General features: G+C 63.3%; 24 protein-coding genes. 12 read left to right on the top strand and 12 right to left on the bottom strand.

The window, feature by feature from the left end:
* Positions 1 to 180: 180 nt before the first annotated feature.
* On the top strand, positions 181 to 375 hold the full coding sequence (locus tag F4U95_RS20700; protein WP_246171666.1) for a CopD family protein: 195 nt from the start codon (positions 181 to 183) through the stop codon (positions 373 to 375).
* A gap of 66 nt (positions 376 to 441) precedes the next feature.
* Positions 442 to 2,814 carry a heavy metal translocating P-type ATPase gene (locus F4U95_RS20695; RefSeq protein WP_120252798.1) on the top strand — a complete coding sequence of 791 codons (2,373 nt, stop codon included), beginning with the start codon at positions 442 to 444 and terminating at the stop codon, positions 2,812 to 2,814.
* Positions 2,815 to 2,940: 126 nt separating this feature from the next.
* Here the strand turns inward: F4U95_RS20695 and F4U95_RS20690 are convergent, their stop codons facing one another.
* The 4 genes from F4U95_RS20690 to F4U95_RS20675 form a co-directional block, all read right to left on the bottom strand.
* Positions 2,941 to 4,215: a Fic/DOC family protein gene (locus tag F4U95_RS20690; protein ID WP_120252799.1), complete on the bottom strand. Its 1,275-nt coding sequence runs from the start codon at positions 4,213 to 4,215 to the stop codon at positions 2,941 to 2,943.
* A 2-nt stretch (positions 4,216 to 4,217) separates the two neighbouring features.
* On the bottom strand, positions 4,218 to 4,475 hold the full coding sequence (locus F4U95_RS20685) for a hypothetical protein (RefSeq protein WP_120253507.1): 258 nt from the start codon (positions 4,473 to 4,475) through the stop codon (positions 4,218 to 4,220).
* Positions 4,476 to 4,603: 128 nt separating this feature from the next.
* The gene (locus F4U95_RS20680) at positions 4,604 to 4,990 is read right to left on the bottom strand and encodes a DUF3768 domain-containing protein (RefSeq protein ID WP_150426803.1); all 387 of its coding nucleotides are present in this window, start codon (positions 4,988 to 4,990) and stop codon (positions 4,604 to 4,606) included.
* Positions 4,991 to 5,243: 253 nt separating this feature from the next.
* Positions 5,244 to 6,107: a hypothetical protein gene (locus F4U95_RS20675; RefSeq protein WP_246171665.1), complete on the bottom strand. Its 864-nt coding sequence runs from the start codon at positions 6,105 to 6,107 to the stop codon at positions 5,244 to 5,246.
* 201 nt (positions 6,108 to 6,308) lie between these two features.
* On the opposite strand from F4U95_RS20675, the gene F4U95_RS20670 reads away from it, so the two are divergent.
* The 7 genes from F4U95_RS20670 to F4U95_RS20640 all read left to right on the top strand — a co-directional run bounded on the left by F4U95_RS20670 (position 6,309) and on the right by F4U95_RS20640 (position 10,522).
* Positions 6,309 to 6,638, top strand: a complete 330-nt coding sequence (locus tag F4U95_RS20670) for an ArsR/SmtB family transcription factor (protein ID WP_120252803.1) — start codon at positions 6,309 to 6,311, stop codon at positions 6,636 to 6,638.
* Between the two features lie 10 nt (positions 6,639 to 6,648).
* Complete coding sequence (locus F4U95_RS20665) at positions 6,649 to 7,170, top strand: arsenate reductase ArsC (protein ID WP_120252804.1); 522 nt, start codon at positions 6,649 to 6,651, stop codon at positions 7,168 to 7,170.
* Positions 7,167 to 7,595: an arsenate reductase (glutaredoxin) gene (arsC, locus tag F4U95_RS20660; RefSeq protein ID WP_120252805.1), complete on the top strand. Its 429-nt coding sequence runs from the start codon at positions 7,167 to 7,169 to the stop codon at positions 7,593 to 7,595. The genes F4U95_RS20665 and arsC overlap by 4 nt, the downstream gene beginning before the upstream one ends.
* Positions 7,595 to 8,881 (top strand): arsenic transporter, encoded by a 1,287-nt coding sequence (locus F4U95_RS20655; protein WP_120252806.1) that lies wholly within the window; start codon positions 7,595 to 7,597, stop codon positions 8,879 to 8,881. Before arsC ends, F4U95_RS20655 begins: the two co-directional genes overlap by 1 nt.
* Entirely contained in the window at positions 8,881 to 9,624 is a 744-nt protein-coding gene (arsH, locus tag F4U95_RS20650) for an arsenical resistance protein ArsH (protein ID WP_120252807.1), read from the top strand. Before F4U95_RS20655 ends, arsH begins: the two co-directional genes overlap by 1 nt.
* A gap of 72 nt (positions 9,625 to 9,696) precedes the next feature.
* Positions 9,697 to 9,957 (top strand): hypothetical protein, encoded by a 261-nt coding sequence (locus tag F4U95_RS20645; RefSeq protein ID WP_145986287.1) that lies wholly within the window; start codon positions 9,697 to 9,699, stop codon positions 9,955 to 9,957.
* A gap of 67 nt (positions 9,958 to 10,024) precedes the next feature.
* Entirely contained in the window at positions 10,025 to 10,522 is a 498-nt protein-coding gene (locus F4U95_RS20640) for an arsinothricin resistance N-acetyltransferase ArsN1 family B (protein ID WP_232016607.1), read from the top strand.
* Between the two features lie 196 nt (positions 10,523 to 10,718).
* Here F4U95_RS20640 and F4U95_RS20635 read toward each other — a convergent pair whose 3' ends face one another.
* The gene (locus tag F4U95_RS20635) at positions 10,719 to 12,542 is read right to left on the bottom strand and encodes a ParB/RepB/Spo0J family partition protein (protein ID WP_120252810.1); all 1,824 of its coding nucleotides are present in this window, start codon (positions 12,540 to 12,542) and stop codon (positions 10,719 to 10,721) included.
* A gap of 40 nt (positions 12,543 to 12,582) precedes the next feature.
* A complete protein-coding gene (locus F4U95_RS20630) occupies positions 12,583 to 12,774 on the bottom strand; it encodes a hypothetical protein (RefSeq protein ID WP_107394166.1) in 192 nt (63 codons plus the stop codon).
* An 828-nt stretch (positions 12,775 to 13,602) separates the two neighbouring features.
* Between F4U95_RS20630 and F4U95_RS20625 the strand changes: the two genes are divergently transcribed.
* Positions 13,603 to 14,652 carry an aspartyl protease family protein gene (locus tag F4U95_RS20625; protein ID WP_232016609.1) on the top strand — a complete coding sequence of 350 codons (1,050 nt, stop codon included), beginning with the start codon at positions 13,603 to 13,605 and terminating at the stop codon, positions 14,650 to 14,652.
* A 6-nt stretch (positions 14,653 to 14,658) separates the two neighbouring features.
* Here F4U95_RS20625 and F4U95_RS20620 read toward each other — a convergent pair whose 3' ends face one another.
* Positions 14,659 to 15,069, bottom strand: coding sequence for a MerR family transcriptional regulator (locus tag F4U95_RS20620; protein ID WP_107394164.1), 411 nt, complete (start codon positions 15,067 to 15,069; stop codon positions 14,659 to 14,661).
* A 79-nt stretch (positions 15,070 to 15,148) separates the two neighbouring features.
* Here F4U95_RS20620 and F4U95_RS20615 point away from each other — a divergent pair, with 79 nt between their 5' ends.
* Both F4U95_RS20615 and F4U95_RS20610 read left to right on the top strand, forming a co-directional pair.
* The gene (locus F4U95_RS20615; RefSeq protein WP_107394163.1) at positions 15,149 to 15,775 is read left to right on the top strand and encodes a cation efflux transmembrane domain-containing protein; all 627 of its coding nucleotides are present in this window, start codon (positions 15,149 to 15,151) and stop codon (positions 15,773 to 15,775) included.
* Positions 15,775 to 17,712: an FTR1 family protein gene (locus F4U95_RS20610; RefSeq protein ID WP_120252811.1), complete on the top strand. Its 1,938-nt coding sequence runs from the start codon at positions 15,775 to 15,777 to the stop codon at positions 17,710 to 17,712. The genes F4U95_RS20615 and F4U95_RS20610 overlap by 1 nt, the downstream gene beginning before the upstream one ends.
* A 509-nt stretch (positions 17,713 to 18,221) precedes the next feature.
* Here the strand turns inward: F4U95_RS20610 and F4U95_RS20605 are convergent.
* Genes F4U95_RS20605 through F4U95_RS20585 form a run of 5 tightly spaced genes read right to left on the bottom strand, consistent with a single transcriptional unit; the run spans position 18,222 to position 25,694 of the window.
* Complete coding sequence (locus tag F4U95_RS20605; RefSeq protein ID WP_232016611.1) at positions 18,222 to 19,481, bottom strand: sodium:proton exchanger; 1,260 nt, start codon at positions 19,479 to 19,481, stop codon at positions 18,222 to 18,224.
* Positions 19,482 to 19,483: 2 nt separating this feature from the next.
* A complete protein-coding gene (locus tag F4U95_RS20600; RefSeq protein ID WP_107394182.1) occupies positions 19,484 to 19,873 on the bottom strand; it encodes a DUF190 domain-containing protein in 390 nt (129 codons plus the stop codon).
* 14 nt (positions 19,874 to 19,887) lie between these two features.
* Positions 19,888 to 23,166, bottom strand: a complete 3,279-nt coding sequence (locus tag F4U95_RS20595) for an efflux RND transporter permease subunit (RefSeq protein ID WP_232016614.1) — start codon at positions 23,164 to 23,166, stop codon at positions 19,888 to 19,890.
* A gap of 3 nt (positions 23,167 to 23,169) precedes the next feature.
* The gene (locus tag F4U95_RS20590) at positions 23,170 to 24,342 is read right to left on the bottom strand and encodes an efflux RND transporter periplasmic adaptor subunit (RefSeq protein WP_107394160.1); all 1,173 of its coding nucleotides are present in this window, start codon (positions 24,340 to 24,342) and stop codon (positions 23,170 to 23,172) included.
* A complete protein-coding gene (locus F4U95_RS20585) occupies positions 24,339 to 25,694 on the bottom strand; it encodes a TolC family protein (RefSeq protein WP_370425139.1) in 1,356 nt (451 codons plus the stop codon). Before F4U95_RS20585 ends, F4U95_RS20590 begins: the two co-directional genes overlap by 4 nt.
* Between the last annotated feature and the right edge of the window lie 186 nt (positions 25,695 to 25,880).

The following is a 25,880-nucleotide window of genomic DNA, read 5'->3' as shown; positions in this document are numbered from 1 at the left end:
TGGTACAACAATCACCGGCTCTTCGGCCCTATCGGGCACATCCCGCCCGCTGAGGCCGAAGACAATTACTATGCAGCCCTCGAGAACCTCGATATGGCTGCATAGCCCAATGAAAACTGCCTCCTGAAAACCCGGGGCGCTTCACTTCTCCTCCTCATCAAGCTCACCTTGTTTGCCATCATGCTAGGGTTGGCGGCGGGCAATCGGTTTCGGCTAACACCCGCGCTTGGTAAAGCGATTGGTAGAGATGGCACCGCAGCGGCCGTGGCGCGCTTGAAACGCAGTCTGTGGATCGAAACCTGCGCCGGCATCCTGATCCTCGGACTGGTTGCCTGGCTAGGAACGCTGCCGCCGCCAGCTTCAGGAGGATCGTAGAAACGGGTCTTGACCCTGACATAATGTCAGACCCTATATCGGCATGCGTCGGAAAGGAGACGGTTTATGACCGATTTGAAGAACGCGGCGCATGGAGGTCAAGGTTGTTGTGGAGGCCATGCGCGTCACGCGCACGGCGAAGGCATGAAGACAGAGGTCAAGGATCCGGTCTGCGGGATGACCGTCGATCCGGCAAAGACGCCGCACCACGCTGTCCACCAACACCACGATTATCATTTCTGTAGTGCCGGTTGCCTCGCAAAATTCGAGGCGGATCCGGCGCACTATCTCGCTGCCGAACCGCCCGCGCCAGTCGAGGCCGCCCCGGGAACGATCTGGACCTGCCCGATGCATCCGGAGATCCGGCAGGATCATCCGGGCGCCTGTCCGATCTGCGGCATGGCGCTCGAGCCGGAGATCGCCACCGCCGAGGCCGGGCCGAGTGCCGAACTTGTCGATATGACACGCCGCTTCTGGATCGGCTTGGCGCTTACGATCCCGGTACTCGTGCTCGAGATGGGCGGCCATCTCTTTCCGGCCCTCCATCACCTCGTCTCCGAACGCGCCTCCACGTGGATTCAGCTCCTTTTGGCGACGCCCGTCGTGCTGTGGGGCGGTTGGCCCTTCTTCGAGCGCGGCTGGATGTCGCTCAAGACGCGTCATCTCAACATGTTCACCTTGATCGCGATGGGAACGGGCGTCGCCTGGGCCTACAGCCTGGTGGCGACGCTCGCGCCCGGCATCTTCCCGGCCGCCTTCCGCGAGAACGGCACGGTCGCGGTCTACTTTGAGGCCGCCGCCGTCATCACGGTGCTGGTACTGCTCGGCCAGGTCCTCGAACTCAGGGCGCGTGAGCGCACCTCCGGCGCCATCAAGGCGCTGCTCAATCTCGCGCCCAAGACCGCTCGGCGGCTCGCAGCGGACGGGCATGAGGAAGAAGTTTCCCTTGACCTGATTGCCGTCGGTGACCGGCTGCGCGTGCGGCCGGGCGAGAAGGTCCCGGTCGACGGCGTGATCGAGGAGGGTCGTTCGGCCATCGACGAGTCCATGGTGACGGGTGAATCCATGCCCGTCGCCAAGGAGGTGGACGCCGCCGTTATTGGCGGCACGCTCAACCAGAGCGGCGCTCTCGTGATCCGCGCCGAACGAATCGGCCGCGACACCATGCTCGCGCGGATAGTCCAGATGGTCGCGGAAGCGCAGCGCTCGCGTGCGCCGATCCAGCGGCTAGCCGACCAGGTCGCAGGGTGGTTCGTACCGGCGGTGCTTGGCGTCGCGGTGCTGGCTTTTGTCGCGTGGGGCGTCTGGGGACCCGAGCCGCGGCTCGCCCATGGGCTGATCGCCGCAGTCGCAGTGCTCATCATCGCCTGCCCGTGTGCGCTTGGACTTGCGACGCCGATGTCGATCATGGTTGGCGTTGGGCGGGGTGCTGGACTTGGTGTGCTGATCAAGAACGCCGAGGCGCTGGAACGCCTTGAGAAGGTCGAGACGCTGATCGTCGACAAGACCGGAACGCTGACGGAAGGAAAGCCGTCGGTCACCCGGATCGTTACCGCGGAAGGCGTCGAGGAGGGAGAAGTGTTGCGCCTGGCGGCGGCGGTCGAGCGCGCCTCGGAGCATCCGCTGGCGCTGGCGGTGGTAGCGGCGGCGACGGGGCGAGGGATCAGCATTCCAGCGGTCTCGGATTTCGACGCACCGACCGGCAGAGGCGCGATTGGAACCGTCGAGAACCGGCGCGTGACGCTCGGCAACGCGCGCATCATGCGCGAAAGCGGCATTGATCTGGCGGCGATGGAAGCGGCGGCCGACGATCTGCGCCGCGACGGCGCTACCGCCATCTTCGTAGGCTTCGACGATCGCGTCGCGGGCGTGCTCGCAATTGCCGATCCGATCAAGGCGACGACGCCCGACGCTCTCGCAGGGCTGCGTGCGGCCGGGATCAAGGTGGTGATGCTCACGGGCGACAACCGCACGACTGCCGAGGCCGTCGCGCGCAAGCTGGGCATCGACGCGGTCGAGGCCGAGGTGCTGCCCGACCAGAAGAGCGCAGTGGTCGAACGGCTGAAGCGCGAGGGCCAGGTCGTCGCGATGGCGGGCGACGGCGTCAATGACGCCCCGGCGCTCGCCGCCGCCGATGTCGGCATCGCCATGGGTTCGGGGACCGACGTTGCGATCGAGAGCGCGGGCGTGACTCTCTTGAAGGGTGATCTCACCGGCATCGTGCGAGCGCGAAGGCTGAGCGAGGCGACCATGTCCAACATTCGCCAGAATCTGTTCTTCGCCTTCATCTACAACGCAGCTGGCGTGCCGGTCGCAGCGGGCGTGCTCTATCCCGTCTTCGGAATATTGCTCTCGCCGATCATCGCAGCCGCCGCGATGGCCTTGTCGTCGGTCAGCGTGGTCGGCAATGCGCTTAGGCTCAACAGAGTGACGCTATAAACATCTGCCCAGCTGAAGGAGAGATATGCCATGCCATAGTGGTGGGGGAATGTCGGTTCCCGCCTCACGCATAGGCAGTGAAATTCCTCTTCTACTCTTCTCCTGACAAAGACGAAGCAACCAGTGCTAGCGGCTAAGATCCACAATAGGCGGCGGCGGTGCGTCGCCAAGGCCAACATCTAGCGCGCTGCCGTTTCTGATACGACCGGCAACGAGCTGGCGGGTCGATTCCCCGATGGAAACGACCATACGTGCGCTTTCTCCGCGCTCGCGGGCAGTCTGCATGGCAGCATCGACGATGCCCTGTGCCGCTGCCAACCGGCTGTCGGCCATATTGTTTTCGGGGGAGTTCTTCAGGAATGCGGCAGCAAGCCGTTCCTGCCCGGGCGCATGGCCTGGGGGGAGGATCGGTCGCTCCAGCGCCCGAACCGCACGCTGAAGCTGTACCGGCTGCTGGGCATTGATCTGCACGCCCAAGGCCGCCCCGATCTCCCGCACGCGCTCCAGCGGTGTTTGCTCGGCGGAAATGACCGCATCGACCTGTCTGACCCCCAGGTAGGTCAGGAGATGGGATTGATAGACCGGCCCCTTGGCGTGTCGGACATAGGCCAGTTCGGTGCGCGCGGCGGCAATCTTCTCTGACGGCGCATCCTGCCCGATCAGCGCCCTCAGACGCTCACCAGCCTGCTGGCGAGCGGGCGGAAGATACCGTTCCAGTTCCTCGCGCACCTTGTTCAAGGTGATGCGGTAACGCTGGGCTGTCGGAGGCGCGCGCTGGGGGAGCAAGGCGATCCCATGCGCGCCTATGCGCGCTTCCGGCGCAGCGTCACGCTGAACCGCAGCAGCAGCGAGCACGGATGCCATCGCGCGATGATCGCCCGTCAGGAAGCCATGTCGCGACGCATCCATCCAGAGTGTCTTATCGATCGAGGCGATGCGAATGGGATGGCCTGCCTCGCGCGCGATATGGGCGGCATGGTGGCGCATGGTGCGTCCATTGCCTTCGCGGAAAGGGTGAATGGCGTTGAGTTCGTTGATGTGGTTGCCAAGGCGGTCGAAAAACTCGTCACGTGCGATGCCGCGGAAGCCATTCTTCGCCGCCATGTCGGCGAACAGCTTTTCGAGTTCGCGGGCGATATAGAGGGGGGCGGCGAAGCTCGATCCGCCCTTCGCGATGATGACGCTGCGATCCTCGCCTGCCCAATCGTAGAGGTCCTGAAACAGATGCTTGTGTAGCGTTCGATAGCCATCGGCCGAACCGGGGAACGTCTGGCGAGCGACCTGTGCGCCGCGCGCCATCGTCAACCGACGCTCGGCTTCATTGAGCGTGGCATCGTCGGTAATTCCAAGCCGGTTCCGCAATATGTCGGTGCCGGGATAGGTGTAAGGGTCGTCGGCCAATGTCAGCCTGCAACAGAGTGCATTCCCGGCTTGTAGAGGCCGAGAATGATCGAGGCCATCAGCGAGGGCGGGACGCCCTCGTCGAGCATTACGGCGAACATCGCATCGTCGCCATCGGTGGGCGTCATGTCCTCGATGACCAGATTGGCGCGCGCATCGGCAACGTCCTCTCGCCACAATGCGACCTGCTCGGGCGTGCCGCGCTCGAAGTCCATGCCTCGAACACGCTCGCGAAATACCTCAAGGTTGATCTGCGCCATCCCGTTCATCCTTTTCCCCGTTAACCCTACTCTGCCTATCGTGATTCCTCAACAAATCACTTGGTCGAGCGGTTGCGCAGCCGGGAAGATATGTCAGCCCCCCGGCTGCCGATCTGGACGGATAAGTTTCAGTATTCATTCGATAACATGATCGTCAGAACGCGCTTGGTGCGTTGCGCGTCCCACGGTGCATCACTGCCGAAGTCCAGATTTGGCTCATAATAGTCGATCTTCCAAAATACCGTCACCGCAACAGCCTCGTCATCCTCGGGCCGGTCCTGCGTCCAGTCACCCGATGCGAGGCGAAAAACCGCCCCGAAATCATGCTCACCATAAGGGTCATTGTTGTCGTCGAATTTCGAGAACCGCGCGATCAACGCCAATGCGGCGGAACGGTCGGGATCGGGGAGAGCCTGAAACCCCATCGTGACATTGGCGATGGACGTAACGCCGGGAATAGCGCGCGCCGCATCGTTCAAGCGGCGGATGGCATCGGTTTGCTCGGGGGTCTGCATCACTGGTTCCTTTCATCTGGCATGGGCTGCAAGGCCACGGGCCGGGCAACCCTGCCGTTCCGGCGAGGAACAGGATGGGGAGGGAGGGCGAGAATCTGCCGCTGGCGCGGGCGAGCCGTCATAGCGCGGCCGAAAAACCCGCAGGGCTTCGGATGCCGCGCTTGGCGGATTACACGGGCGGCCGATTGTCGTTCGGGGACGAAAGGGCAGCGCCCTTGGCGTTCCCCCGCGACACGCAGATAGGGCGTGTCGTCTAGCGCATATCCTCGTAGCGCAGGCGCTTCCTCACCAACGGGATGTCCTGAAGATTTTTGACCACCCGGTTGCCGCCGCCCAGCTCGCGCCATTGCTTCTCGCGGGCGCGTGCAGCGACCAGCGAAAACTCTATGATATGGGCCACGGCCATCGCCGACTTGCCCATATCGAACAGCCGGTAACAGATTTCGACGCCGCGCGGGGTCAGGCAGCCGCTATGGTGGCGGTTGTCTGGCCAACGCGGGTCGAAAATGCCGACCAGCTCGCTGCCTTCAAGCGATAGTTCGGAATTGACCGCTGCAATCGCATCGATCCGCTTGTGAACGAGTTTGCGGATACGGCGGTCGAGGCGCTTCAGATCGTCGCGCAACACCCGCTCGGTAGCCTCGAAAAACAGGCCGCGCATACTTATCACGCCAACATAATGCTTCGCGATCTTCCGCTGCTCCAGCAGCCGCCGCATGGCCTTGAGGCGGTCCAGCGCCTCATAGTCGTATTGCTGCCGATCCGGCATGAAGGCGAGATGATCGCGGACCCAGGAATCTGGATTGAGATCGGCCGTCACCTGATCGAGATGGTGAGCGATGCTGTTTCGCCGGCCAATGAGTTTAACCATTTCGCGGCGCTCATCGGCTGTCAGCACGCCTTCCTTGACCAGCCAGTCGAAGGCCCGCTGGACTCTCTTGCGCTCGGGCACTTCCGGCGCGGGTTCGGTTGCCTCGTCATCGCTGCGCGAGAGCTTCCAGCGCTTTTGCGTATCAACGGTTTCGACGACGCTGCGCTTCAATTCCTCTGCGTGATAGATGACAAGGATCATTTCCAAAGCGCGGTGCCGGATCATGCAGCGCTCCAGTTCCGGCAACCGCCCGCGATACGGATCGGTGAAGTGGCGCTTCCGGCCCTCCCATTGCGGTGTTTCAGTATCCTTCATGGTTCAACCATGCTGCAAAACAGGGCGCGCGGCGAGCAACTCTAAACGTATCTCGCCCTTGCAGGCACAGGAATCCATCGGCAACTTTCGATAGATGTTGACCGGTTAAAACCCATCGGTTATTTGCGTTTAATGGAAACCGACTCTTCTCTCGCGATATTGGCGGCCCTGGGGCACCCCACTCGTCTCGACGCCTTTCGTCTGCTCGTTCGACATGAACCTGACGGGCTATCGACGGGCCAGCTCGTGGAAGCGTCGGGGCTGACACAAAGCACGTTTTCGACGCATCTCGCTGTGCTTGTGAAAGCCGGTCTGGTCCTGCCTGAGAAACGCGGGCGCCAACAAATCCAGCGCGCGAACATAAAGGCGCTGAAGGATCTCATGCTGTTTCTGGCGAAGGACTGCTGCCAGGGCCGCGCCGAGCTTTGCGAACCGCTGGTTGCCGAACTCACCTGCTGCTGAAGGATTTACCGTGACTGATAAGGTCTACAATGTGCTGTTCCTGTGTACCGGGAACAGCGCCCGCTCGATCCTGGGCGAAGCCCTCATGAACAAGCTCGGCGAAGGGCGTTTCCGGGCCTACAGCGCCGGGAGCCAGCCCAAGGGCGATGTGCATCCGATGGCGCTGTCCGTGCTGACCGGCCTCGGCTTCGACACTGCGGGGATGCGGTCGAAGAGCTGGGACGAATTTTCCGCGCCGGACGCCCCGAAGTTCGATTTCATCTTTACCGTGTGCGACAACGCTGCCGGTGAGGCTTGCCCGGTCTGGATCGGGCATCCGCTTACCGCACATTGGGGCATCGAAGATCCGGCAGCCATAGAGGGCGAGGGCCAGCGCGAAGCATTCCTACAGGCGCTGCGCTTCCTTCAGAACCGGATTTCGCTGTTTCTCGCCCTGCCGATCGCCAGCCTCAACGAGATGGCGATGCGCAGCAAACTCAAGGAAATCGGGCAGGCCGAAGGGGCCAGCGCCAAAGCGGGAGCCGCCAAGTGACCACCGACATCATCATCTATCACAATCCCGAATGCGGCACGTCGCGCAACGCGCTCGCCATGATCCGCAACGCGGGCACCGAACCGCACGTGATCGAATATCTCAAGACGCCGCCCACACGCGCTTTGCTGGTCGAACTGATCGACCGCGCCGGCATGGCCCCGCGCGATCTCTTGCGCGAGAAGGGCACCCCCTATGCAGAGCTGGGCCTGAACGATACGTCGCTGTCGGACGACGCGCTGGTGGACGCGATGATGGCACATCCGATCCTCATCAACCGCCCCCTCGTTGTGTCACCGCTCGGTGTAAAACTCTGCCGTCCTTCCGAAGCGGTGCTTGATCTGCTGCCGACAGGCCAGCTCGGCGCATTCGCGAAAGAAGATGGGGAACAGGTCGTGGACGCCTCGGGCCAGCGTATCGCCTGATGCTGCCAGCAATTCTGATCTTCATCGCGACGATCGCGCTCGTCATCTGGCAACCCAAGGGCCTCGGCATTGGGTGGAGCGCCATGGGCGGGGCGGTCGTCGCGCTGCTCGCGGGCGTTGTATCGCTCTCCGACGTGCCCGTGGTCTGGGGCATTGTCTGGAACGCGACGGGCGCTTTCGTCGCGATCATCGTCATCAGCCTGCTGCTGGACGAAGCCGGGTTCTTCGAATGGGCGGCGCTCCATGTCGCGAGATGGGGCAAGGGCAATGGCCGCGTCCTGTTCGCTCTGGTAGTGCTGCTCGGCGCGGCGGTATCGTCCCTGTTCGCCAATGATGGCGCGGCCTTGATCCTGACCCCTATCGTTATCGCGATGCTGCGCGCGCTGGGTTATGGCGACAAGGCGACGCTGGCATTCGTGATGGCGGCGGGCTTCATCGCAGACACCGCCAGCCTGCCGCTGGTCGTCTCGAACCTCGTCAACATCGTGTCAGCCGATTTCTTCAAGCTCGGCTTCGACGAATACGCCAGCGTGATGGTGCCGGTGGATCTGGCAGCGATCGCCGCCACGCTCGGCGCGCTGATGCTGTTCTTCCGCCGCGACATACCGGCAAACTATGATGTCGCCGCGCTGCGTGCGCCGCGGGCGGCGATCCGGGACGCCGCGACCTTCCGCGCAGGTTGGGTCGTCCTCGTGCTTCTTCTCGTCGGCTTCTTCCTGCTCGATCCGCTGGGCGTGCCGGTCAGCGCGGTTGCCGCAGCCGGCGCAATCCTGCTGCTCGCAATCGCGGCTAGAGGGAATGTGATCGAAACCCGCAAGGTGCTGCGCGGCGCACCGTGGCAGGTCGTCATCTTCTCGCTTGGCATGTATCTCGTGGTCTATGGCCTGCGAAATGCAGGACTGACCGACCACCTCGCCGCGCTGCTCGATCGCACCGCGCAAGGCGGGGTATGGGGTGCCGCGCTGGGGACCGGCGTAATCGCTGCCGTCCTGTCATCCGTCATGAACAACATGCCGACGGTACTGGTGGGCGCGCTGTCGATCGACGCCACGCACGCCACCGGCGCGGTGAAGGAAGCGATGATCTACGCCAATGTGATCGGCTGCGATCTTGGCCCCAAGATCACGCCCATCGGCTCGCTCGCCACCCTGTTGTGGCTCCATGTCCTGGGTCAGAAAAACATCAAGATCGGGTGGGGCTATTACTTCCGCGTGGGCGCGACGCTCACTGTGCCCATCCTGCTCATCACCCTTGCGGCGCTCGCGCTGCGTATTGGAATTGCCTGATGCCTATCCGCGACCTTCCCGATCCCGACACGCTGCCCGCGCTTGATCCGGCCTTTATCCATCACCGGCCAGCGGCAGGGCTGGGGGCGCTCGATCCCGCACCGCGCATTCTGCTGCTCTATGGCAGCCTGCGCGAACGGTCTTTCTCGCGTCTCGCGGTCGAGGAATCCGCGCGACTTCTGCGCCTGTTTGGCGCGGAAACCCGCATTTTCGATCCATCGACACTGCCGCTGCCCGACCAGATAGCGGGCGACGATCATCCCGCTGTTCACGAACTGCGCGAACTGGCGCTGTGGTCTGAGGGCCAGGTGTGGTGCAGCCCGGAGCGGCACGGTCAGATCACCGGCATTATGAAAGCACAGATCGATCATCTGCCACTGGAAATGAAGGGAATGCGCCCAACGCAGGGGCGCACGCTTGCGGTCATGCAGGTATCTGGCGGCTCGCAGTCGTTCAACGCCGTGAACACGCTTCGCCTGCTGGGCCGCTGGATGCGAATGTTCACCATTCCCAACCAGTCATCCGTGGCGATGGCCTACAAGGAGTTTGACGAAGCAGGCCGCATGAAACCGTCGAGCTATTATGACCGCATCGTCGACGTGATGGAGGAGCTGGTGCGCTTCACCGTCCTGATGCGCCCGCACGCGGTTCAGCTCGTCGATCGCTACTCCGAACGCAAGCAGCTCGGGGTGCCGGTCGATCCCGCCACCGATCACTCCGCTATCGCGATCTCTGGCAGGTAGTGGTCCACGGCGATGGGGGAGGGGCGAACATCGTGGCAAGAAGCCATCCAGATGCTCGCCATAGCCTTCGCAATGGCAGGCGTGCTGGTCCTGGCCTTCTGCCTCCCCTTCGCGGCGATGCTGCCTTTCATCATCAAGGCCCCTACGTCGCTCGACGAGTCTGGCGATTTCGCCATCGTCTCTGTCGAGATCGCCGCTCCCTTCGTGGCGGTACTCACTATCGGCCTGGCCGCCCGATGCTTCATGAAGCCGGTGTTGTTGTGGTCCATATTCATGGTTGCGCCCGCGACGATCTGGATCGTCGGCATGTCATGGGCGGTGGGACGAAACTGATGTTGACGCACCGGAAAATCGCTCCCCAGAATGAGGCCATGTTTTCCGCCTCGTCATGGTCGCCCGCATGAAAGGACCGGCTCTTATCCGTGCCGCCACGACGGCTGATGCGCCCGCCATACAGGCCATCTACGCGCCCGTGGTCGAGCATACCGCCATTTCCTTCGAGGAAACGCCGCCCAGCGTGGCCGAGATGGCGGCGCGGATAGAGGCCACCATGCAGGATTATCCTTATCTGGTGGCAGAGCTGGATGGCGAGGTGGCCGGCTATGCCTATGCCAGCCAGCACCGCACTCGCGCGGCCTATCGCACATCCGTCGATGTGACTGTCTACATTGCCGAGGGGGTAAGGCGGAGCGGTGTGGGTCGCGCACTATATGGCAAGCTGCTGCCTGCCCTTGCCGAGCGCGGCTTTCACGCGGCGTTTGCCGGCATTGCCCTGCCCAACGAAGGCAGCATCGCTCTGCATGAAAGCATGGGTTTCATGTCACTTGGTATCTATCATGAAGTGGGCCGCAAGTTCGGGAACTGGCACGACGTAGGCTGGTGGCAACGGCTGCTGTGAAACAGCCTGCATCGTCTGGATTCCAGAGTTGCCCCGGCGCCGCGCGGCCTTGGTCGCGCGGCGCTGCGCGGTTCCGCCAGGAACAGCGCGCGCCCGTCATGCCGTGGCATGGCGGGCGCGCCGGGGCGTCGGGCCGCACCGCACTGGATCTCGGCATGGAGAGAAGGGGCCGGTTTGCACCAGCCCCCCCATTCAATCAGGCATCTTCGTTTTCGGCCATATCCTCTTCGTCGATCATGTCGCTGTCCTGATCCATGCCGTCAGCGCGCTGATCGAAGGCACCAATCTTCATAGGCGCGGGAAGCCAGCCTGCGGGCAAACGCTCTGATACATTGACGGCAAGGTCGGCCTTCTTCTTGATGGTTGCGCAGTTCTCCGCGCTCGGCGCGCCCACTTCTTCGCGCAGCACATCGATCAACGCGGCACGGCGCATCTTATCGAACAGGACAATGGGAGCCTTCCACCGCGCTGCGATGTCCACCCCGCTCGCGCGGGCGATCTGCTCGAACTGGTGATGGCGCTGGCCGGGGGAGCCACCCGAAAACACGGTGCCGTCCACGGTCATGGCAACAAGGCCAGCCAGTAGCGCCATCTTGTCGTCGCCGGTCATGGCCCGGATCGCCTCGAACCGGCCTTCTTCTGGGATGGAAGCGAAGCGGGTTGCCATCACTTCTTCGACGGTCTGCACATCGCTGGTCGCCATCAACTCGTCAGCAACCTCCGTCCCAATGGTCTTGGCCTGCACTTCGATTGCCATCTGGTAGCAGTGTGCGCCGTGGAGCAACTGGCCTGCAAGGCTATCCAGCATGATGTCGAGCGCCAGCGCCGGGTCGGATGCGACGGCTTCCTGCACGATCCGCGTCTTGATGCGCGAGAGGTCGGCGAACAGGCTGTTGCTATAGAGCGGGGTCGGCCCGTCATGGCTCGCCTTGGGCTTGGGTTCAGCCTTGGCGCGATAGACGCTCTTGCCCAGCGTCCCGTCCTGCGAAATCCAGAGCGCCACGCCGCCCACCGACACCTGTTCGGCAGTAAAGGCGCGCAGGCCCTCCATGATCGCTTCCTGCTCATCCACCAGCGGTTCTATCCGCTCGCTGTCTTCGCCTTCATCATCGGCAATCGCCTCGATCTCGGCGGCAAGGACGGCCATGCGCTCCGCTTCTGCCTCGGTCGGCTCGCGCGAGGCGGGATACATGCTGCCCTTCATATAGAGGTCATAGGGCCGCTCGATTTCGGCGCGCACCTCATGCCACCCGATGCTCCGATAATCGGCTGCGATGGCGTCCAGCATTTCCTCTGCGATTTCCTGCACCAGTTCGGGGCTGTCGGCAAAGCCCTCATCCCCTTGGCTGAACAGGTCCACGGTGATCGTGCCGCCCTTCGCCTCATAGGCTTCGCGTCCGACGAACAGGAACATGCCGCTGGTCGTGTCGACCTTTTCGGTAGTGAGCATCCGGCGGATGGTATGGGCCTGACCCTTCGCTGCCTTGCACACCTTCACTTGGAAGTCGTGATCGTCGGTGAGGGTCAACGCGCGGGCCGCTTCAAGGGTCAACTGGTCCTTGGCGATCAGGTCGATCAGTGCCGGGGCGAGCGCGGAAAGGCGCAGCATCTTATAGACGAAGCTGACGGCCTGACCGAACCGGGCCGCGATTTCCTCGGCGTCCATGCCGGTATCGCGCAGGGCTGCGAAGGCGCGGATGCTGTCGGCAGGGTGCATGTCCTCCCGCTGGAAATTCTCTGCCAGCGACAGTTCGATAGCCTCTTCCTTGCTGCGCACCTCGACGGGAAAAAGATCGCTGTTCCTGACCTTCTTGCGCTTCACCAGTTCCTTGAGGCCGCGATAACGCCGCCCGCCTGCGAACACCCACAACAGTCCGTCTTCCTCATAGGCGACAAGGTTCTGCAACAGGCCGTGCGCCTGAATGTCATCGGCCATTGACTCGATAGCCGATGGCTTGACGCGGCGCTGGTTGAGTGGGGAGAGACGAAGCTGCGACAGCTTGGCGGTGATGATAGCCATGATGGTTGCTCCTGATCTGTGGTGTCGATGATGGGGGAGGTCAGCCTTCGAGGGCTGCGAGTTCGTCAAATTCGGCGGATGCGCGCGCGGCGGCATCGCCTGCGTAGGTCGCCCCGGTGCGCGGATAGAAGAACACGCGCTCGCCCTTGCGGTAGAGGCTTCCGTCCGCACTGGTCCCGTCTACCTTGGCCCGCTTCCAGTAGGGATCGCGCTTGTATCGTGTGTAAGCCATTGTCCTTCTTCTCCTTCCTTCGGGGCTGAAAGCCGCTTGCTCTGCGGCATGCGGCTCTGCCTCTCCGGCGAGGAGCGGGATGGGGAGGGAGGAGGAAAATCGATGGCCTGGCGCGGGCAGGCCGCCCTAGCGCGGCCGACGCCCATCGGGGCGTCGGGTGCCGCGCTTGGCGGACCACACGGGGCTGTCGATTATCCTTCGGGACCGAAAGGGCAGCAGCCCTTGGTGTTCCCCCAAGCGTGCGGGCCTCCGGGGGAGGGCCGAGAGCGCCTATCGGGCCAAGGGTCGCGCTGCGGCGCGGCTATGAGGGTGTGCCATGTGGCACACCCCCTCACGCGAGGATCGTCACCCGCATGGGCCGAGACGCCGGCACGGTGGCTTGGTCGGCGCTCGCGCCGATAGAGCCGTGCCCGACAGGGTCGCGCCCGAATGTCCCTCAAATCCAACGAGACACAGCCTTAATGCCAAAACAAATTTCAGAATGGGGCGAGGATAGCTTGAACAAAGCCAGGCCATTCGTTCGTCGTAGCCGAGTTATCTAAGCGATTCTGATTTCCCACCGACTGCTTTTCAGGCCTTGACCCTCTAGTAGCTAGAGCATCTAACAGGTCTTCGCGCCTAAGCGGCCTTGAGATCGGAGCCGGCTCATTGACGACAACCCGTATCGGAGCGATCGGAATGTCTCGACGCTCATTGCTTAACCAAACGCTGACTTTCGGGTGCGGCGTAATCGCGGGTGTACCTGCCTTCGCCAGCGCCGTCTCTCAACCAGCGCGCACCTGGAACTTTGGTACTACTTCCCTGAACTGGGAGCCGCTGGAATTGGCGATGGACGATACCCTCGTAGTTTCGGCGCACGTTGGCGGCTTGCCGGTGCAGGCAGTGCTCGACAGCGGCAGCGGAGCCTCGATCATCAGCACGGCACTTGCGGCGAGACTTGGTCTGAGGGGCGAGCGGCGCACGATCAGCGGGCTGAGCGCCAGGGCTCAGGCATTGCTAGTGCGCGACATTAAGGTTGTGTTTGCCGGCGAACCTCGTCGCCTACCGTTCGCCATCGTCGCCGATCTAAGCGCGACATCGGCTGCATTCGGACGGCCGATCGACATGATGCTCGGTGCCGACATGTTCACAGAAAGTTGCATCGCCCTCGACTTCGGCAAAAGGCGGCTAGCGGTCGCCAAATCAGGGTCTTTTCTGGCCGGTCCCAATTGGAGGAGGGCCGCACTCGGCCGCGGCGCGAAGCAGGAGCTGTTCATCAGGGCGTCAGTTGCGAGCCTGCCACTTGTGCCGTTGATGCTCGATCTCGGCAACTCGGCTCCGCTGATTCTTTCGGCGGACTATTTGCGCGATCAGCAGTTGCTAAAAGATAAGCAAGTAACGACTGCGGCGCTGGGCGGCGTGGACGGTATAAGGGTCAATGACGTTCTCAGGATTTCCGATGTCAAAGTCGAAGGGCTCGAGGTCTGCGACATCACGACACTGAGCATGAGGGATTGGCTCTCGACCAGCACCGTCGGCAATATCGGCCTGCCACTCATCGCGCAATTCGACGCGGTAATGGATGTGACGGCGGGGTTCGTGTGGCTTCGGCCTATCTCTTCTCGTCACCGCATTCCGATGCTCAAAGATCGCAGCGGCCTCGGCGTGGCGGCGTCCCCGATAGGGCTCGCCATCGTTCATGTGGCGGCGAACAGTCCTGCGGAAAAGGCGGGCTGGGCGATTGGGGACCGGATCATCATGGTAAATGGTCGTCCCATTGATGCCGACTATACCCATGGGAGACTCTGGCGATGGCGTTATGGCCCTGCCGGAACGCTCGTGACGCTTACAATGGCAGCCGGCGACAAACGTGAACTGCGGCTCGCCGACTATTATTGACGCCTGCTAATGGTTGATGTCGCCGATCGCTTTCATGATACGGCAGTCGGCGATGCGGGCTTTGCTGCAACTTTGGCTGAGTTTCGCAAGCTCGTCTCTGAGTGCGGTAAGCTGCTGAAGCCGCCCCTCGACTTGGCGCAAGTGCTCAGCCGCAATCGATGACGCTCGGCTGCATTCCTGATCCGGATTTTCCGAGAGGCCAATCAGCGAGCGTATCTCCTCAACCGAGAAGCCTAGGCGGCGGCCGTTGCGAATGAAGTGCAACCGCTCGATGTCACTGGCATCATATGTTCGCCGTCCCGAAGCGGTTCGCGGTGCTGGCTTGAGCAGCCCGATCGACTCGTAAAAGCGTACCGTTGTCACCTTAGTCAATGTTTTACGCGCAAGGTCGCCAATCATTATTTGTCGCGCTGCCATCTCACACCATCCTCGCTAATGCGACCTTATCGCAAATTTCGCTTGCTTCTATAGCGACTGGAGGATGTAGTGAAGTCCAATGAATACACAAATCGAAAGCTGCGGGTGTCATGGAGAGCCGGTTCGGGCACAGCATGATCCAGCATATCGTCGCGCGCTGATCATCGTCGTGGTGCTCAACCTCGGCTTCGGCATCGCGGAGCTGTTAGGTGGTTTCATCGCCGACAGCCAAGCGCTGAAGGCGGACTCGCTCGACTTTCTTGGAGACGGCTCGATCACCCTGATCGGCCTGCTTGCGCTTGCGTGGTCCGCTCGAGCACGGGCGCGGGTGGCGCTGACGCAAGGATTGTTTCTTGGCACGTTGGGGTTCGGCGTAATCGGCTTCGCGGTCTGGCGCGCGCTCAACGCGACCGCGCCAGATGCTGAGCTGATGGGCGTGATTGGTGTTGTCGCTCTCGCGATCAACGTCCTCTCCGCAATATTGCTCGCCCGCTTTCGCGAAGGCGACGCCAACGTCCGTGCGATCTGGCTGTTTAGCCGCAACGACGCACTTGCCAATGTCGCGGTTATTGCGGCGGCCGGGCTGGTGGCGTGGACGGACCAAGCTTGGCCGGACCTCGCGGTCGCTGGTCTTATCGCTCTCCTGTTTCTTCACTCCGCCTACGAAATCGTCACCGGCGCGCGGCGCGAGCTGGGCGAGCTGTAATGCGTACGCTTCTGCTCCGGCTCGCGACCGTCCTCCTGGCGCTGGTCCCGGCTGCAGCGATAGCGGAATCCAGCGACGTTCAAACCGCATGGCGGCTGCTCGATTATATGGCGGTCGATTATGGCGGCGCGGTTCAGGCCGGCCGGGTTAAGAACGTATCGGAATACGCCGAGATGAACGAGTTCGCCGCAGCCGTCGCGGCGCGACTGCGCAGCCTACCAGCGAAACCAGAGCAGCAAGCGCTCGTACAGGGAAGCGCCAAACTTCAGGCGTTGATCGTGCACAAGGGCTCGCCCGAACAGGTCGCGATGATCGCGCGCGGACTCGCGGCCGATCTGCTGCGCGCCTATCCGGTGCCGCTCGCGCCGGACAAGGCGCCAGACATCGCCTCTGGATCCGCCCTGTTCAAGCAAAATTGCGCGGCCTGCCACGGCATGAAGGGTGACGGGCACGGCCCCGACGCGGCCAAGCTGTCTACCCCTCCGATCGCTTTCACCGATGCGGCGCGCGCGCGCCAGCGCAGCGTATTCGCGCTCTATCAGGTGGTGACGCAAGGACTCGACGGGACAGCGATGCAAAGCTTCGCCGATATGCCCAACGATCAGCGGTGGGCGGTCGCATTCCACGCCGGACAGTTCGCGTTCACCGACGCTCAGGTGCGGGAAGGCGAGCGGCTGTGGAAGTCGGACACGTCGCTGCGCCAGCGCATCCCGGACTTGAAAGCCTTGGTCGCACTTACTCCGGCCGCGCTGGCCGGCTCGATCGGCGACGCTAAGGCGAACGCGGTCATGGCCTATCTCCGCCGTCACCCGGAGGCAGTCATGCCACAAGCGCCTGCTTCGCTCGCGGTCGCGCGCGCCAAGCTTGCCGCCAGCCTCGAAGCGGCCCGACGTGGTGACGCGCGCGGTGCGAGAGAGTTGGCGCTTTCGGCGTATCTTGACGGGTTCGAGCCGGTCGAGCCGACGCTTACCGCGCGCGACGCGACGCTGATGGGACGGATTGAAGGCGCGATGGGCGAATACCGCGCTGCGGTCGATCGCGGCGACTCGCCCGACGCCCTCACCGAACGAGTGTCCGCCCTAGGCAACCTTTTCGATGCGGCGGAGGCCGTGCTCGCACCCGACGCCGCTACGCAAACCTCCACCTTCTTAGGCGCGTTCACTATCCTGCTGCGCGAAGGACTCGAAGCGCTGCTCATCGTCGTCGCCATGATTGCATTCCTCCGCAAAGCCGAGCGTGGGGAGGAACTCCGATATGTGCATGGCGGTTGGATCAGCGCGATCGTCGCCGGCGCGTTGACTTGGGCGGTTGCAACCTATGTGATCGGGATCAGCGGCGCGAGCCGCGAGCTGACAGAAGGATTTGGCTCCATCTTCGCTGCAGTCGTACTGTTGTCGGTCGGGATATGGATGCACGGCAAGGCACAAGCCGATCAATGGCAACGCTATATCCGCGAGAAGATGTCGCGAGCGCTTGGGGGCGGGTCAGGATGGTTCCTGTTCGGACTCGCGTTTGTGGTTGTCTATCGGGAAGTTTTCGAGACGATCCTGTTCTACGCCGCGCTCTCGGCGCAGAGTGATAACGCGATGCTACTTGCAGGGGCCGGGTTCGCGATCGGTGTGCTCGGCATGATCGCTTGGGCCATGCTCCGCTACAGCCGCAAACTGCCGATTGCGCAGTTCTTCCGTTACAGCGCCTGGCTTATGGCAGTGCTGACGGTCGTGCTGGCGGGCAAGGGCGTCGCCGCGCTCCAAGAGGCAGGCCTCGTCGATATCGCGCCGCTCTCCGATGTGCCTCGGCTATCGATGCTCGGCGTGTTCCCTACGTGGCAGTCGCTCCTTGCGCAGCTCCTAATGGCGGTCGCTGTCGCGTTGGGGTTTGCCTGGAACCGCCGCAGCGAAGCACGCTCAGCCTCGGGACAAGTGGCGGCTCGTTAGAGGTCGGTGCGTCGCTTTACGCAATAATGGCGCTGATGCTGGTTGTTCGCGTCGGCCCGGTCTGCGAAGCCATCGCCATCGAGGCGGACATTGCAGCTTCACTATCACCACAAAGCTGCCCGTGCCGCATTCTACGTTGAGGATTTGTTTCACTTGGGCGCGGGGCCACCAAGCGCAGCAGGGTAGCGTGCCAGCGACACCCCTGCGTCATCAGGGCCATGCCCCGATTATAGAAGTCCGTCAGCTCCGCGCGACCAAATGCCGGTACGAAGTCGCGTGAGGTAGAGCGAACCGGATCAACATCGCCTGTCCGTTTTCCAGTTATCTGGCCGCCTTTCCTTGTGTTCGACTCCCCGCCCCGGGGATGGGGCAGGACGGGGAGAGCCGCATCGCCGCACTGGGCGCGTTGTGCGCTCCAGAGCCACCCCTGCAACTGGTGAATCAGCGGTCGGCTATGGATGCGTCGGAGCGTCCGAAGCAGCGCATGTCTGCTGCTCCGCATCGATTGATCAACTCCACAATGGCTTCGCCAGCGCAGGCAGAGTTCTGACGTTCAGCGCGAAAATAGTGAAAGCAAGCCCGATATAGGCCCAAGCAAGCCAAGTAAGGCTGGCGATCGTTCGTGCCTCGTCGCCTTGCCACAAGACCGCCAACGTGACTTGAACCGCGAACAGCCCGGCAAGCGCCGCAGCGCCACTGAGGCCTAGCCGAAGCCGAAGCAGCAACGCGATGCCGAAAAGGGACTGCGCAGCTGTCAGGAAGAATTCCTCGTGCTGGCGCGCATCGAGGGGCAAGGGCGAGAGCTGGCCTGCGCCCAAGCTCAGCGCGAGCGGCAACATGCCGACGAGCAACGTCCATTGGTTGATCTTGTCGGAAATCATGGTCGCCAAACCGGTCTCGGCGCGGCCAGAGAGAACGAACAGGACAGCGATTACGACGGCTGGCGCTTCACTGGCGAGGGGGGCCAGCCACTGAATCAGAAGAAACTCATCGAACCCGACCAGTCGCCCCGACTCGACCATCGCTTCGGCAAAGGGTTCTGCGGAAATGAGGATCACCGCCGCCGCGACCACGGTTAGGGCGCCCATTGCGAGCCATTGCCGCGCTGCCGGCAACTCGGCGAGGGCGGCCGCGGGGCCTGGCTCGTCATCATCGTCGTCCTCGGCGCTTTCACCCTTTTCGCTGGCCCGCCACATATATACGCCGAACAGAGCGACCAGGATGATGGTGTCAACGACCGTGATGGCGTCCTTCAGAAGAATGGTGAAGGCATAGACGCTAGGCAACAGGAGGAAGAGAACCTCGGTTCGGTTGGCGGGCAGCAGGGGGATCGCGCGTTCGCGTGTCCTGCGCCAGTGGAGCAGCACCAGCAACGGCCAGGCAAGACCGACGAGCAGCCGGTTCGCGCCGGTCATGTTCGCCGCGGCGTAGTGGACGTAGTTGGAGCCCGGGTTCGCTCCTGCCGAGTAGGCGTAATAGAAATCCACGGCATATTCGGGAAGCACGGTGATCAGCGCGACGATCGCGACGATCAGGCCGGCCGATATGCGCTTCTCGGCCGCCTCTGCTCCCCATGACAGGAAGAAGCCGCCCGCCAGGATCGCCGCGCCGAACAGGAAGGCGTCGAGGATGGGATTGGGTCGCCAGCCCTCGATCCTGAGCACGATCGCCGGGATCATCGCCGCGGCCGTAATGGCGACTAGCGTCACAAAGCGCCGCATAGAGGGGCGGGGCTCACCGGAAGGTCGCATGTCGGACGCTGTATCCATTGCTACGCCTCCTTGCTCGGCGGTTGCGACGCGCCGTCGCCGGAGTGTTGGTCTGGCTCGAAGAATAGCGCCGATGCGGCCTCCCCACCGACGATTTCGACTGCTTCCAACGTAATCAGGGCGATACCCGGAACGTCACCCAGCGTCGGGGCGAAAGCGCGTAGCCGTTCCTCCTGGTCGATGATCTCGACGACCACGGCGCGGTCGCTTTCGAGGACATGACGCCTGTGGACGTGAGCCGATCGACCAAAACCGATCAGTGCCTCCAGCACCGTCGCTCCCGCCAACATCGCATCACGCGCACGGGAGGCGACAACCTCAAACACCTTGCGGTCCCCGAAATAGGCAGCCTCATCGGTGTAAACGCGGAGCAGCTTGGTTTGCTCGCTCATGGTCGCCTCTCTCCTCACGCACGTTCTGCTAAAACGGAAGACTCAGGCTCATCGCCCAGTCCTGCAGGAGCGCCGGGTTCGGTGCCCTCCGGCCTAACCCGGCGCTCGCCCCAGCCGAGCACCACGCGAGCGATGGCGGGTAGGACGAGCAGGGTTAGGATGGTGGCCGCGACCAGCCCCCCGATCACGGTCGTCGCCAAGGGCTTTTGCACCTCCGCGCCGGTGCCGTGCGCGAGCGCCATCGGCACGAAGCCGATCGCGGGCACGAACCCGGTCATGACGACCGCGCGCATCTTGTCGGCCATGCCGTTGCGGATCGCTTCGGCAATTGGCGCACCGTTCTCGATACGCTCCCGTATCGCGGTCATCACGACCAGCCCGTTCAACACGGCGACGCCAGCGAGGCAGATGAACCCAACCGCGGCCGATACGGAGAAGGCGATGCCAGTCATGGCGAGGGTGAACACGCCGCCCGCTAGCCCCAAGGGGACCGCCAAGAATACTGCTCCGGCACGCGCGAAGCCGCCCAGCGCCATGTAGAGCAGCCCGAAGATGGCGAGGAAGCACAAGGGCACCACGATCGCGAGTCTGCGGCTCGCGTCCTGGAGGCTTTGGAACTGCCCACCCCATTCGAGATAATAGCCGGCGGGAAGCTGCACTTGGGCAATTTTTGCCTGTGCTTCGGCGACGAACGATCCGGCATCTCTGCCCAAGAGGTTGATCTGGATGGCAAGGCGGCGCTTGCCGTTCTCGCGCCTGATCTCGTTCAGCCCTTCGACGGCGCGGATTTGCGCCACCTGAGCGAGCGGCACCTGCTGGCGGGCTTGGCCGGCTTCACTCGGGAGCAGCACGGGCAGGGCCTGAATTTCGTCGAGGTTGATCCGCGTCTGCTCAGGCACGCGCACCGAAATATCGAAACGCCGATCGCCCTCGTAAAGCAAGCCGGACTCGCGACCGCCGAGAGCCGCGGAAACCGTATCCGCGACCTCTCTAACCGTCAGGCCGTAGCGGGCGATGGCAGCGCGATCGAGCTTGACATCGAGCGTAGGCGCGCCGCCAACCTGATCGGCCTTGACGCTGCCGGCCCCCGGAATCGACTGGAGGACACGGACCATCTCGTCAGCCGTTTGCGCCATCTTGTCGAGGTCGTCGCCGTAAAGCTTGATCGCCACGTCACCGCGCACGCCCGCGATCAGCTCGTTAAAGCGGAGCTGGATCGGCTGGCTCATTTCGTAGAGCTGGCCGAGCTGACCCCGAGAAGCTTTTTCGACGCGCTCGATGATTTCGGCTTTGGTATGAACGCCCGCAGGCCACTGGTCCTTTGGTTTGAGAATGACATAGCCGTCCGACATGTTCTGCGGCATCGGGTCGGTCGCAACCTCGGCCGTGCCAGTTTTCGAGAACATCAACGCGACTTCGGGCAGGCTGGTGACGGCACGCTCCACCTCGCGCTGCATCGCAAGCGACTGCTCCAAGCTGACGGAGGGCACGCGCGTAGACGCGAGTGCGAGATTCTGCTCGTCGAGTTGCGGGATGAATTCGGAGCCGAGCAGCCCGAACGCGGGCACGGCGGCCAGAAAGAAGGCGAACCCTCCCGCAATGAACGGCCACGGTCGCGCAACCGCCTTGTCGAGCAGGGGCAGGTAGCGCGTCTTGGCCTTGGCAATCAGCCACACCTCCTTCTCGGCGACTCGGCCCCGGATCAGCAGCGCGACCATGGCGGGCACGAACGTCAGCGCGAGGATGAAGGCCGCGACCAAGGCGAGCATGATCGTGATTGCCATCGGCGAGAAGGTCTTTCCCTCGACGCCGGTGAACATCAGCAGCGGTGCGAAGGCGAGCAGAATGATCGCCTGTCCGAACACGGTCGGTTTGATCATTTCCTGCGACGCCCGCATCGTCTCTTCAAGCCGCTCCCGCAGGGATAGAAGCCGCCCCTCATGCTCCTGCCGATGCGCGAGCCGCGCCAGACAGTTCTCGATGATGATGACCGCTCCGTCGACAATGAGGCCGAAGTCGAGCGCCCCTAGACTCATCAGGTTCCCGGGCACTCGAAAGGCGTTCATCCCCATCGCCATCATCAGGAACGAAAACGGGATGACAAGCACCGCGATCAGCGCCGCGCGCCAGTTGCCCAGCAGGAGGAAGAGAGCCGCAGCGACAAGAATGGCACCCTCGGTCAGGTTGCGTTCGACCGTCGCCACCGTGGCGCTGACAAGCGCGGCGCGATTGAGCACGATCCCGACTTCCACACCCGGCGGTAATGTCTTTTCTATCTGGTCGAGCTTGGCCGACACGTCCTGCGCGACGATTCGGCTGTTCTGGCCGATCAGCATGAGCACGGTGCCGATCACCGCCTCCTTGCCGTTCACGCTGCCCGCACCTGTACGAAGATCGCCGCCGCTCTCGACATTGGCGATCTGCCCCACCGTGATCGGCACGCCGCCGCGCGTGGCCGCTACAGCGTTCTTGATTTCGTCGACCGAACGCACCCGGGCGTCGAGCCGGACCAGATAGCCTTCGCCGCCGCGATTGTAGTAGTTGGCTCCGACTGCGAGATTGGCGTTCTCCAACGCCTCGCCAAGTTCGCTGTAGGAGATGCCGTACGCCGCCAGTTTCGTTGGATCAGGCTCCACCACAAACGTCTTAGCGTAGCCGCCGATCGAATCGACGCCTGCCACGCCAGCAACGGAACGTATCTGCGGCCGAACGATCCAATCCTGCACGGTGCGAAGATAACCGGCCTGCTCGACCTCGTTGACAAGCCTGTCGCCCTCGGGCGTCAGATAGCTGCCATCCGACTGCCATCCCGGCTGGCCGCTCTCGATTTTTGCGCCCTTCCCGCCGGGATTGCGGTATCGGATCGTGTAGAACACGATCTCGCCAAGCCCGGTTGTGACCGGGCCGATCTGCGGCTGGATCCCGTCAGGCAGCGTGTCGCGCGCCTGGGTCAACCGCTCGCCGACCTGCTGGCGCGCAAAGTAAAGGTCGGTCTTTTCCGAAAAGATCGCGGAGACCTGACTGAACCCGTTGCGCGAGATGGAGCGGGTCGTTTCTAGGCCAGGGATGCCGGCAAGCGCTGTCTCGATCGGGTAAGTGACAAGCTTTTCCATCTCCACCGGCGAGAGACGCCGATCGACCGTGTTGATTTGCACCTGGTTGTTGGTGATGTCGGGCACGGCATCGATCGGCAGCTTTGTAAGCTGCCAGATGCCGATGCCGGCAATTGCGAGGAAAATGAACAGAACCGCCCAACGCGCGCGGACAGCCAGCGCAATGAGATTGGCGATCATCTATTATTCTTCCTCGCCCGCGCCCTTGCCGAGTTCGGCTTTGAGCAGGAAAGCGTTCTTGGTGGCGATGGTTTGGCCGGCGCCGAGGCCCGACACGATTTCGATCCGTCCGGCGCTGCGCTGGCCCGTGGTGACTGGCGTGGCCTTGAACCCCTTGGGAGTGCGGACGAACACCATGTCGCGGCCATTGAGCGACTGAACCGCCTCCTCGGGCACCACGATCGCGGCGGACACACCGCCGCGGCTCGGGAACAGTCTCACGCGCAGTGCCAGCCCCGGCTGGAGCCGGCCGCCAATCACATCGAGTACCGCGGTCGCTGCGCGCGTTTCACCACTCAAGGTGGGCGTTACCGCGCGAACACGGGCACTGGTCGTGGTGCCGTCCGGCAGGTCGACGGTCGCCCTGTCACCGGGCGCGAGACGCTGCGCGTCCGCAGGGCCGATCGCCGCCTCAATTTGAATCTGGCTCGGGTCGGCGACGCGGAACAGCTCGGTCTCGGGCTGCACGAACGCGCCCAAACTGACATTCTCGGAAGTGACCCGCCCCCCAATCGGGGACGCGACGACAACGCCACGTCCGTCGCTCGTCACATTGGCGGCCCCTACCGCTACGCTCGCGCGCCGCGCCTCGGCCGCCGCTGACGCCGCTTCTGCCTGCGCTGTCTCAAGGTCCACGCGCGGGGACACCTTCTGGCTGTACAGGTAGCGTTCCCGCGCCAAATTACGTTGCGCGAGCGTTGCCTTTGCGGCCGCCGCGGTGCGATCGGCGGCGATCTGCGCGGCATCGCGGCTCTCGACGATCGCCAGCGTCTCACCACGTCGAACAGGGTCACCCAAGCGTTTAAACACCCGCGTTACTGCGCCGCCCGCACGGGCGGTCACAATCGCCTCGCCAGTAGGGGACGGCGCGACCGTCGCTTGGGCCACGATCTCGGCCGCCAAACCACCCGGGTTGACGGTTTCGGTGGCGACGCCCGCGCTTTTCATCATCTCGGCGCTCATCACCAGCGTATCGCTCGGTGCCGCCTCCGGTTCAGCCGCCTCGGTCTTTCCTCCTTCAGTCGCGGGCGCGACCGGAGTGTCGGTCGTCCATCGCGCGACGGTGAAGCCGCCAGCCGCGGCGACGAGCACCGCGGCCGCCACCCCGCCCAACAGACGTTTGTCTTGAGGGATCATCGAATATCTCCGGGGAGGGCCGAGCGCGCATTCGAGAGCGTCTGGTCGGCCGAAAGTGTAGAGGGGGCAGTCAATCGTGCAAGTCGCGCCTCCGCGTCGCGATAGGCGGCAAGTGCGTCGATAGCTGCGGCGCGGGTCTCGCGAAGCGTCCGCTCAGCCTCCAGCAAATCGAGCTGGCTGAATTTGCCTGCAGCGTAACCAATGCGAGCGATGCGCGCGGCCTCGGCAGCTGCGGTCAAGGCAGGTCCGCCAGCTGTACGCGCGGTCGTCGCCGCATTGGCAAGCTCGGCTTGGGCGCTCGCGATTCCACGCTCGGCCTCGATCAAGGCGAGCCGACGCAGGGCCTCAGCCTGGGTCGCCTGCGCAGTCGCCTGCGCAACAGCGGCGCGGCCGTTGTTGAAAAGGGGAATCGGAACCGACACACCGAACACCGCTGCCACATCGTTGGTCGCCTCCAGCCGGCGCGCGCTCGCGCTCACCGTCACATCTGGAACGCGCTGCGAGCGCGCGAGTTGAACCTGGGCTTTCGCAGTTCGCGCGTCGGCGGCCGCCGCCGCCAGCGCCAGTGTGCCCTCGGCCGTTACGGGCTGGGTAGGGCCGTAGCCGCCTATCCGCTCGAACCAGGTCGTGTCGAGTAGGCCGGTCACAGGCTGGCCAATCAGCCGCGCCAGATTGCCGCGCGCGACCTCGGCCGTGCGCGCTGCGCGCTCAACCGCAGTCTCCGCGTTGATGCGAAGCACCTCGGCGCGCTGTTGCTCAATCGGCGACGCCGCGCCAGCAGTCACGCGTACCCGCGCTGCCCGCGCGCCCTCAGCGGCCAAAACCGCCTGCTCACGCGCAACAATCAAACGGCGTTCTGATGCCGCAGCCTCAATATAAGCTTGGGTAATCGTCAGCGTCAGGTCGGCAATGGCGACCGTCGCGCTGATCCGGGCGCTGTCGATCTGTGCATCCGCAACTGCCATACGCGCCGAGCGTTTGCCGCCAAGTTCGATCGGAAGCGCTACGCCTGCTGTCGTCTCTGCGCTGCGGAAGCCGCGATAGTCGCCGCTTCCAGTGACATTCTCAGTCTCAACGACAATCTCGGGGTTGGGACGTAGCGCAGCGACCGCACGCCCAGCGGTTGCGGCCTGCACGCCAGCGGCTCCGGCCTCACGCGAGGGAGAGACGGCGCCTCCGAGCGAAAGAGCCCGCTCCAAAGTGAAAATCGGCTCGGGCGCTGGTTGTGATGATTGGGCAGCCGTCTGCGCCATTGCATCGGACGCGGGGAATATCAGAACCAAAATCATCGCCAAGCCCGACCAGAGCCGAATCGGCCCTACTCTCGGCCGTAATTGATATTTGCTGGTCATCCACTTCCCCTGCGACTCACTCGCAGGCTGTCCTTGCATCCTACAGCCACTAGAGAAGCAAGACTAAACTACCTTCATGGCTTTCGAATTTTCCGTGAACGGGATCGCCCGTAACTTTGCGCTTGCTCCTCCAGTAGCTGTAGGCGGCATGCCTCACATATTGCGCAGCGCCAAGAGCAGCTTCGC

The organism is Sphingobium limneticum (assembly GCF_008710165.1).
Classification (GTDB): Bacteria; Pseudomonadota; Alphaproteobacteria; order Sphingomonadales; family Sphingomonadaceae; genus Sphingobium; species Sphingobium limneticum.
Note: the sequence above shows the minus strand (reverse complement) of the source record. Positions and strands in the feature narration are given on the sequence as shown.

Bases quoted from the DNA above. Each gene is read 5' to 3' on its own strand.
- F4U95_RS20685 (WP_120253507.1), bottom strand. From the start codon at position 4,475: ATGGCGCAGATCAACCTTGAGGTATTTCGCGAGCGTGTTCGAGGCATG.
- F4U95_RS20655 (WP_120252806.1), top strand. From the start codon at position 7,595: ATGCTGCCAGCAATTCTGATCTTCATCGCGACGATCGCGCTCGTCATC.
- F4U95_RS20600 (WP_107394182.1), bottom strand. From the start codon at position 19,873: ATGAGCGAGCAAACCAAGCTGCTCCGCGTTTACACCGATGAGGCTGCC.
- F4U95_RS20620 (WP_107394164.1), bottom strand. From the start codon at position 15,069: ATGGCAGCGCGACAAATAATGATTGGCGACCTTGCGCGTAAAACATTG.
- F4U95_RS20680 (WP_150426803.1), bottom strand. From the start codon at position 4,990: ATGCAGACCCCCGAGCAAACCGATGCCATCCGCCGCTTGAACGATGCG.
- F4U95_RS20610 (WP_120252811.1), top strand. From the start codon at position 15,775: ATGCGTACGCTTCTGCTCCGGCTCGCGACCGTCCTCCTGGCGCTGGTC.
- F4U95_RS20645 (WP_145986287.1), top strand. From the start codon at position 9,697: ATGGCAGGCGTGCTGGTCCTGGCCTTCTGCCTCCCCTTCGCGGCGATG.
- F4U95_RS20640 (WP_232016607.1), top strand. From the start codon at position 10,025: ATGAAAGGACCGGCTCTTATCCGTGCCGCCACGACGGCTGATGCGCCC.
- F4U95_RS20625 (WP_232016609.1), top strand. From the start codon at position 13,603: ATGGACGATACCCTCGTAGTTTCGGCGCACGTTGGCGGCTTGCCGGTG.
- F4U95_RS20595 (WP_232016614.1), bottom strand. From the start codon at position 23,166: ATGATCGCCAATCTCATTGCGCTGGCTGTCCGCGCGCGTTGGGCGGTT.
- F4U95_RS20635 (WP_120252810.1), bottom strand. From the start codon at position 12,542: ATGGCTATCATCACCGCCAAGCTGTCGCAGCTTCGTCTCTCCCCACTC.
- F4U95_RS20700 (WP_246171666.1), top strand. From the start codon at position 181: ATGCTAGGGTTGGCGGCGGGCAATCGGTTTCGGCTAACACCCGCGCTT.
- arsH (WP_120252807.1), top strand. From the start codon at position 8,881: ATGCCTATCCGCGACCTTCCCGATCCCGACACGCTGCCCGCGCTTGAT.
- F4U95_RS20615 (WP_107394163.1), top strand. From the start codon at position 15,149: ATGAATACACAAATCGAAAGCTGCGGGTGTCATGGAGAGCCGGTTCGG.
- F4U95_RS20585 (WP_370425139.1), bottom strand. From the start codon at position 25,694: ATGACCAGCAAATATCAATTACGGCCGAGAGTAGGGCCGATTCGGCTC.
- F4U95_RS20605 (WP_232016611.1), bottom strand. From the start codon at position 19,481: ATGGATACAGCGTCCGACATGCGACCTTCCGGTGAGCCCCGCCCCTCT.
- F4U95_RS20590 (WP_107394160.1), bottom strand. From the start codon at position 24,342: ATGATCCCTCAAGACAAACGTCTGTTGGGCGGGGTGGCGGCCGCGGTG.
- F4U95_RS20670 (WP_120252803.1), top strand. From the start codon at position 6,309: ATGGAAACCGACTCTTCTCTCGCGATATTGGCGGCCCTGGGGCACCCC.
- F4U95_RS20630 (WP_107394166.1), bottom strand. From the start codon at position 12,774: ATGGCTTACACACGATACAAGCGCGATCCCTACTGGAAGCGGGCCAAG.
- F4U95_RS20695 (WP_120252798.1), top strand. From the start codon at position 442: ATGACCGATTTGAAGAACGCGGCGCATGGAGGTCAAGGTTGTTGTGGA.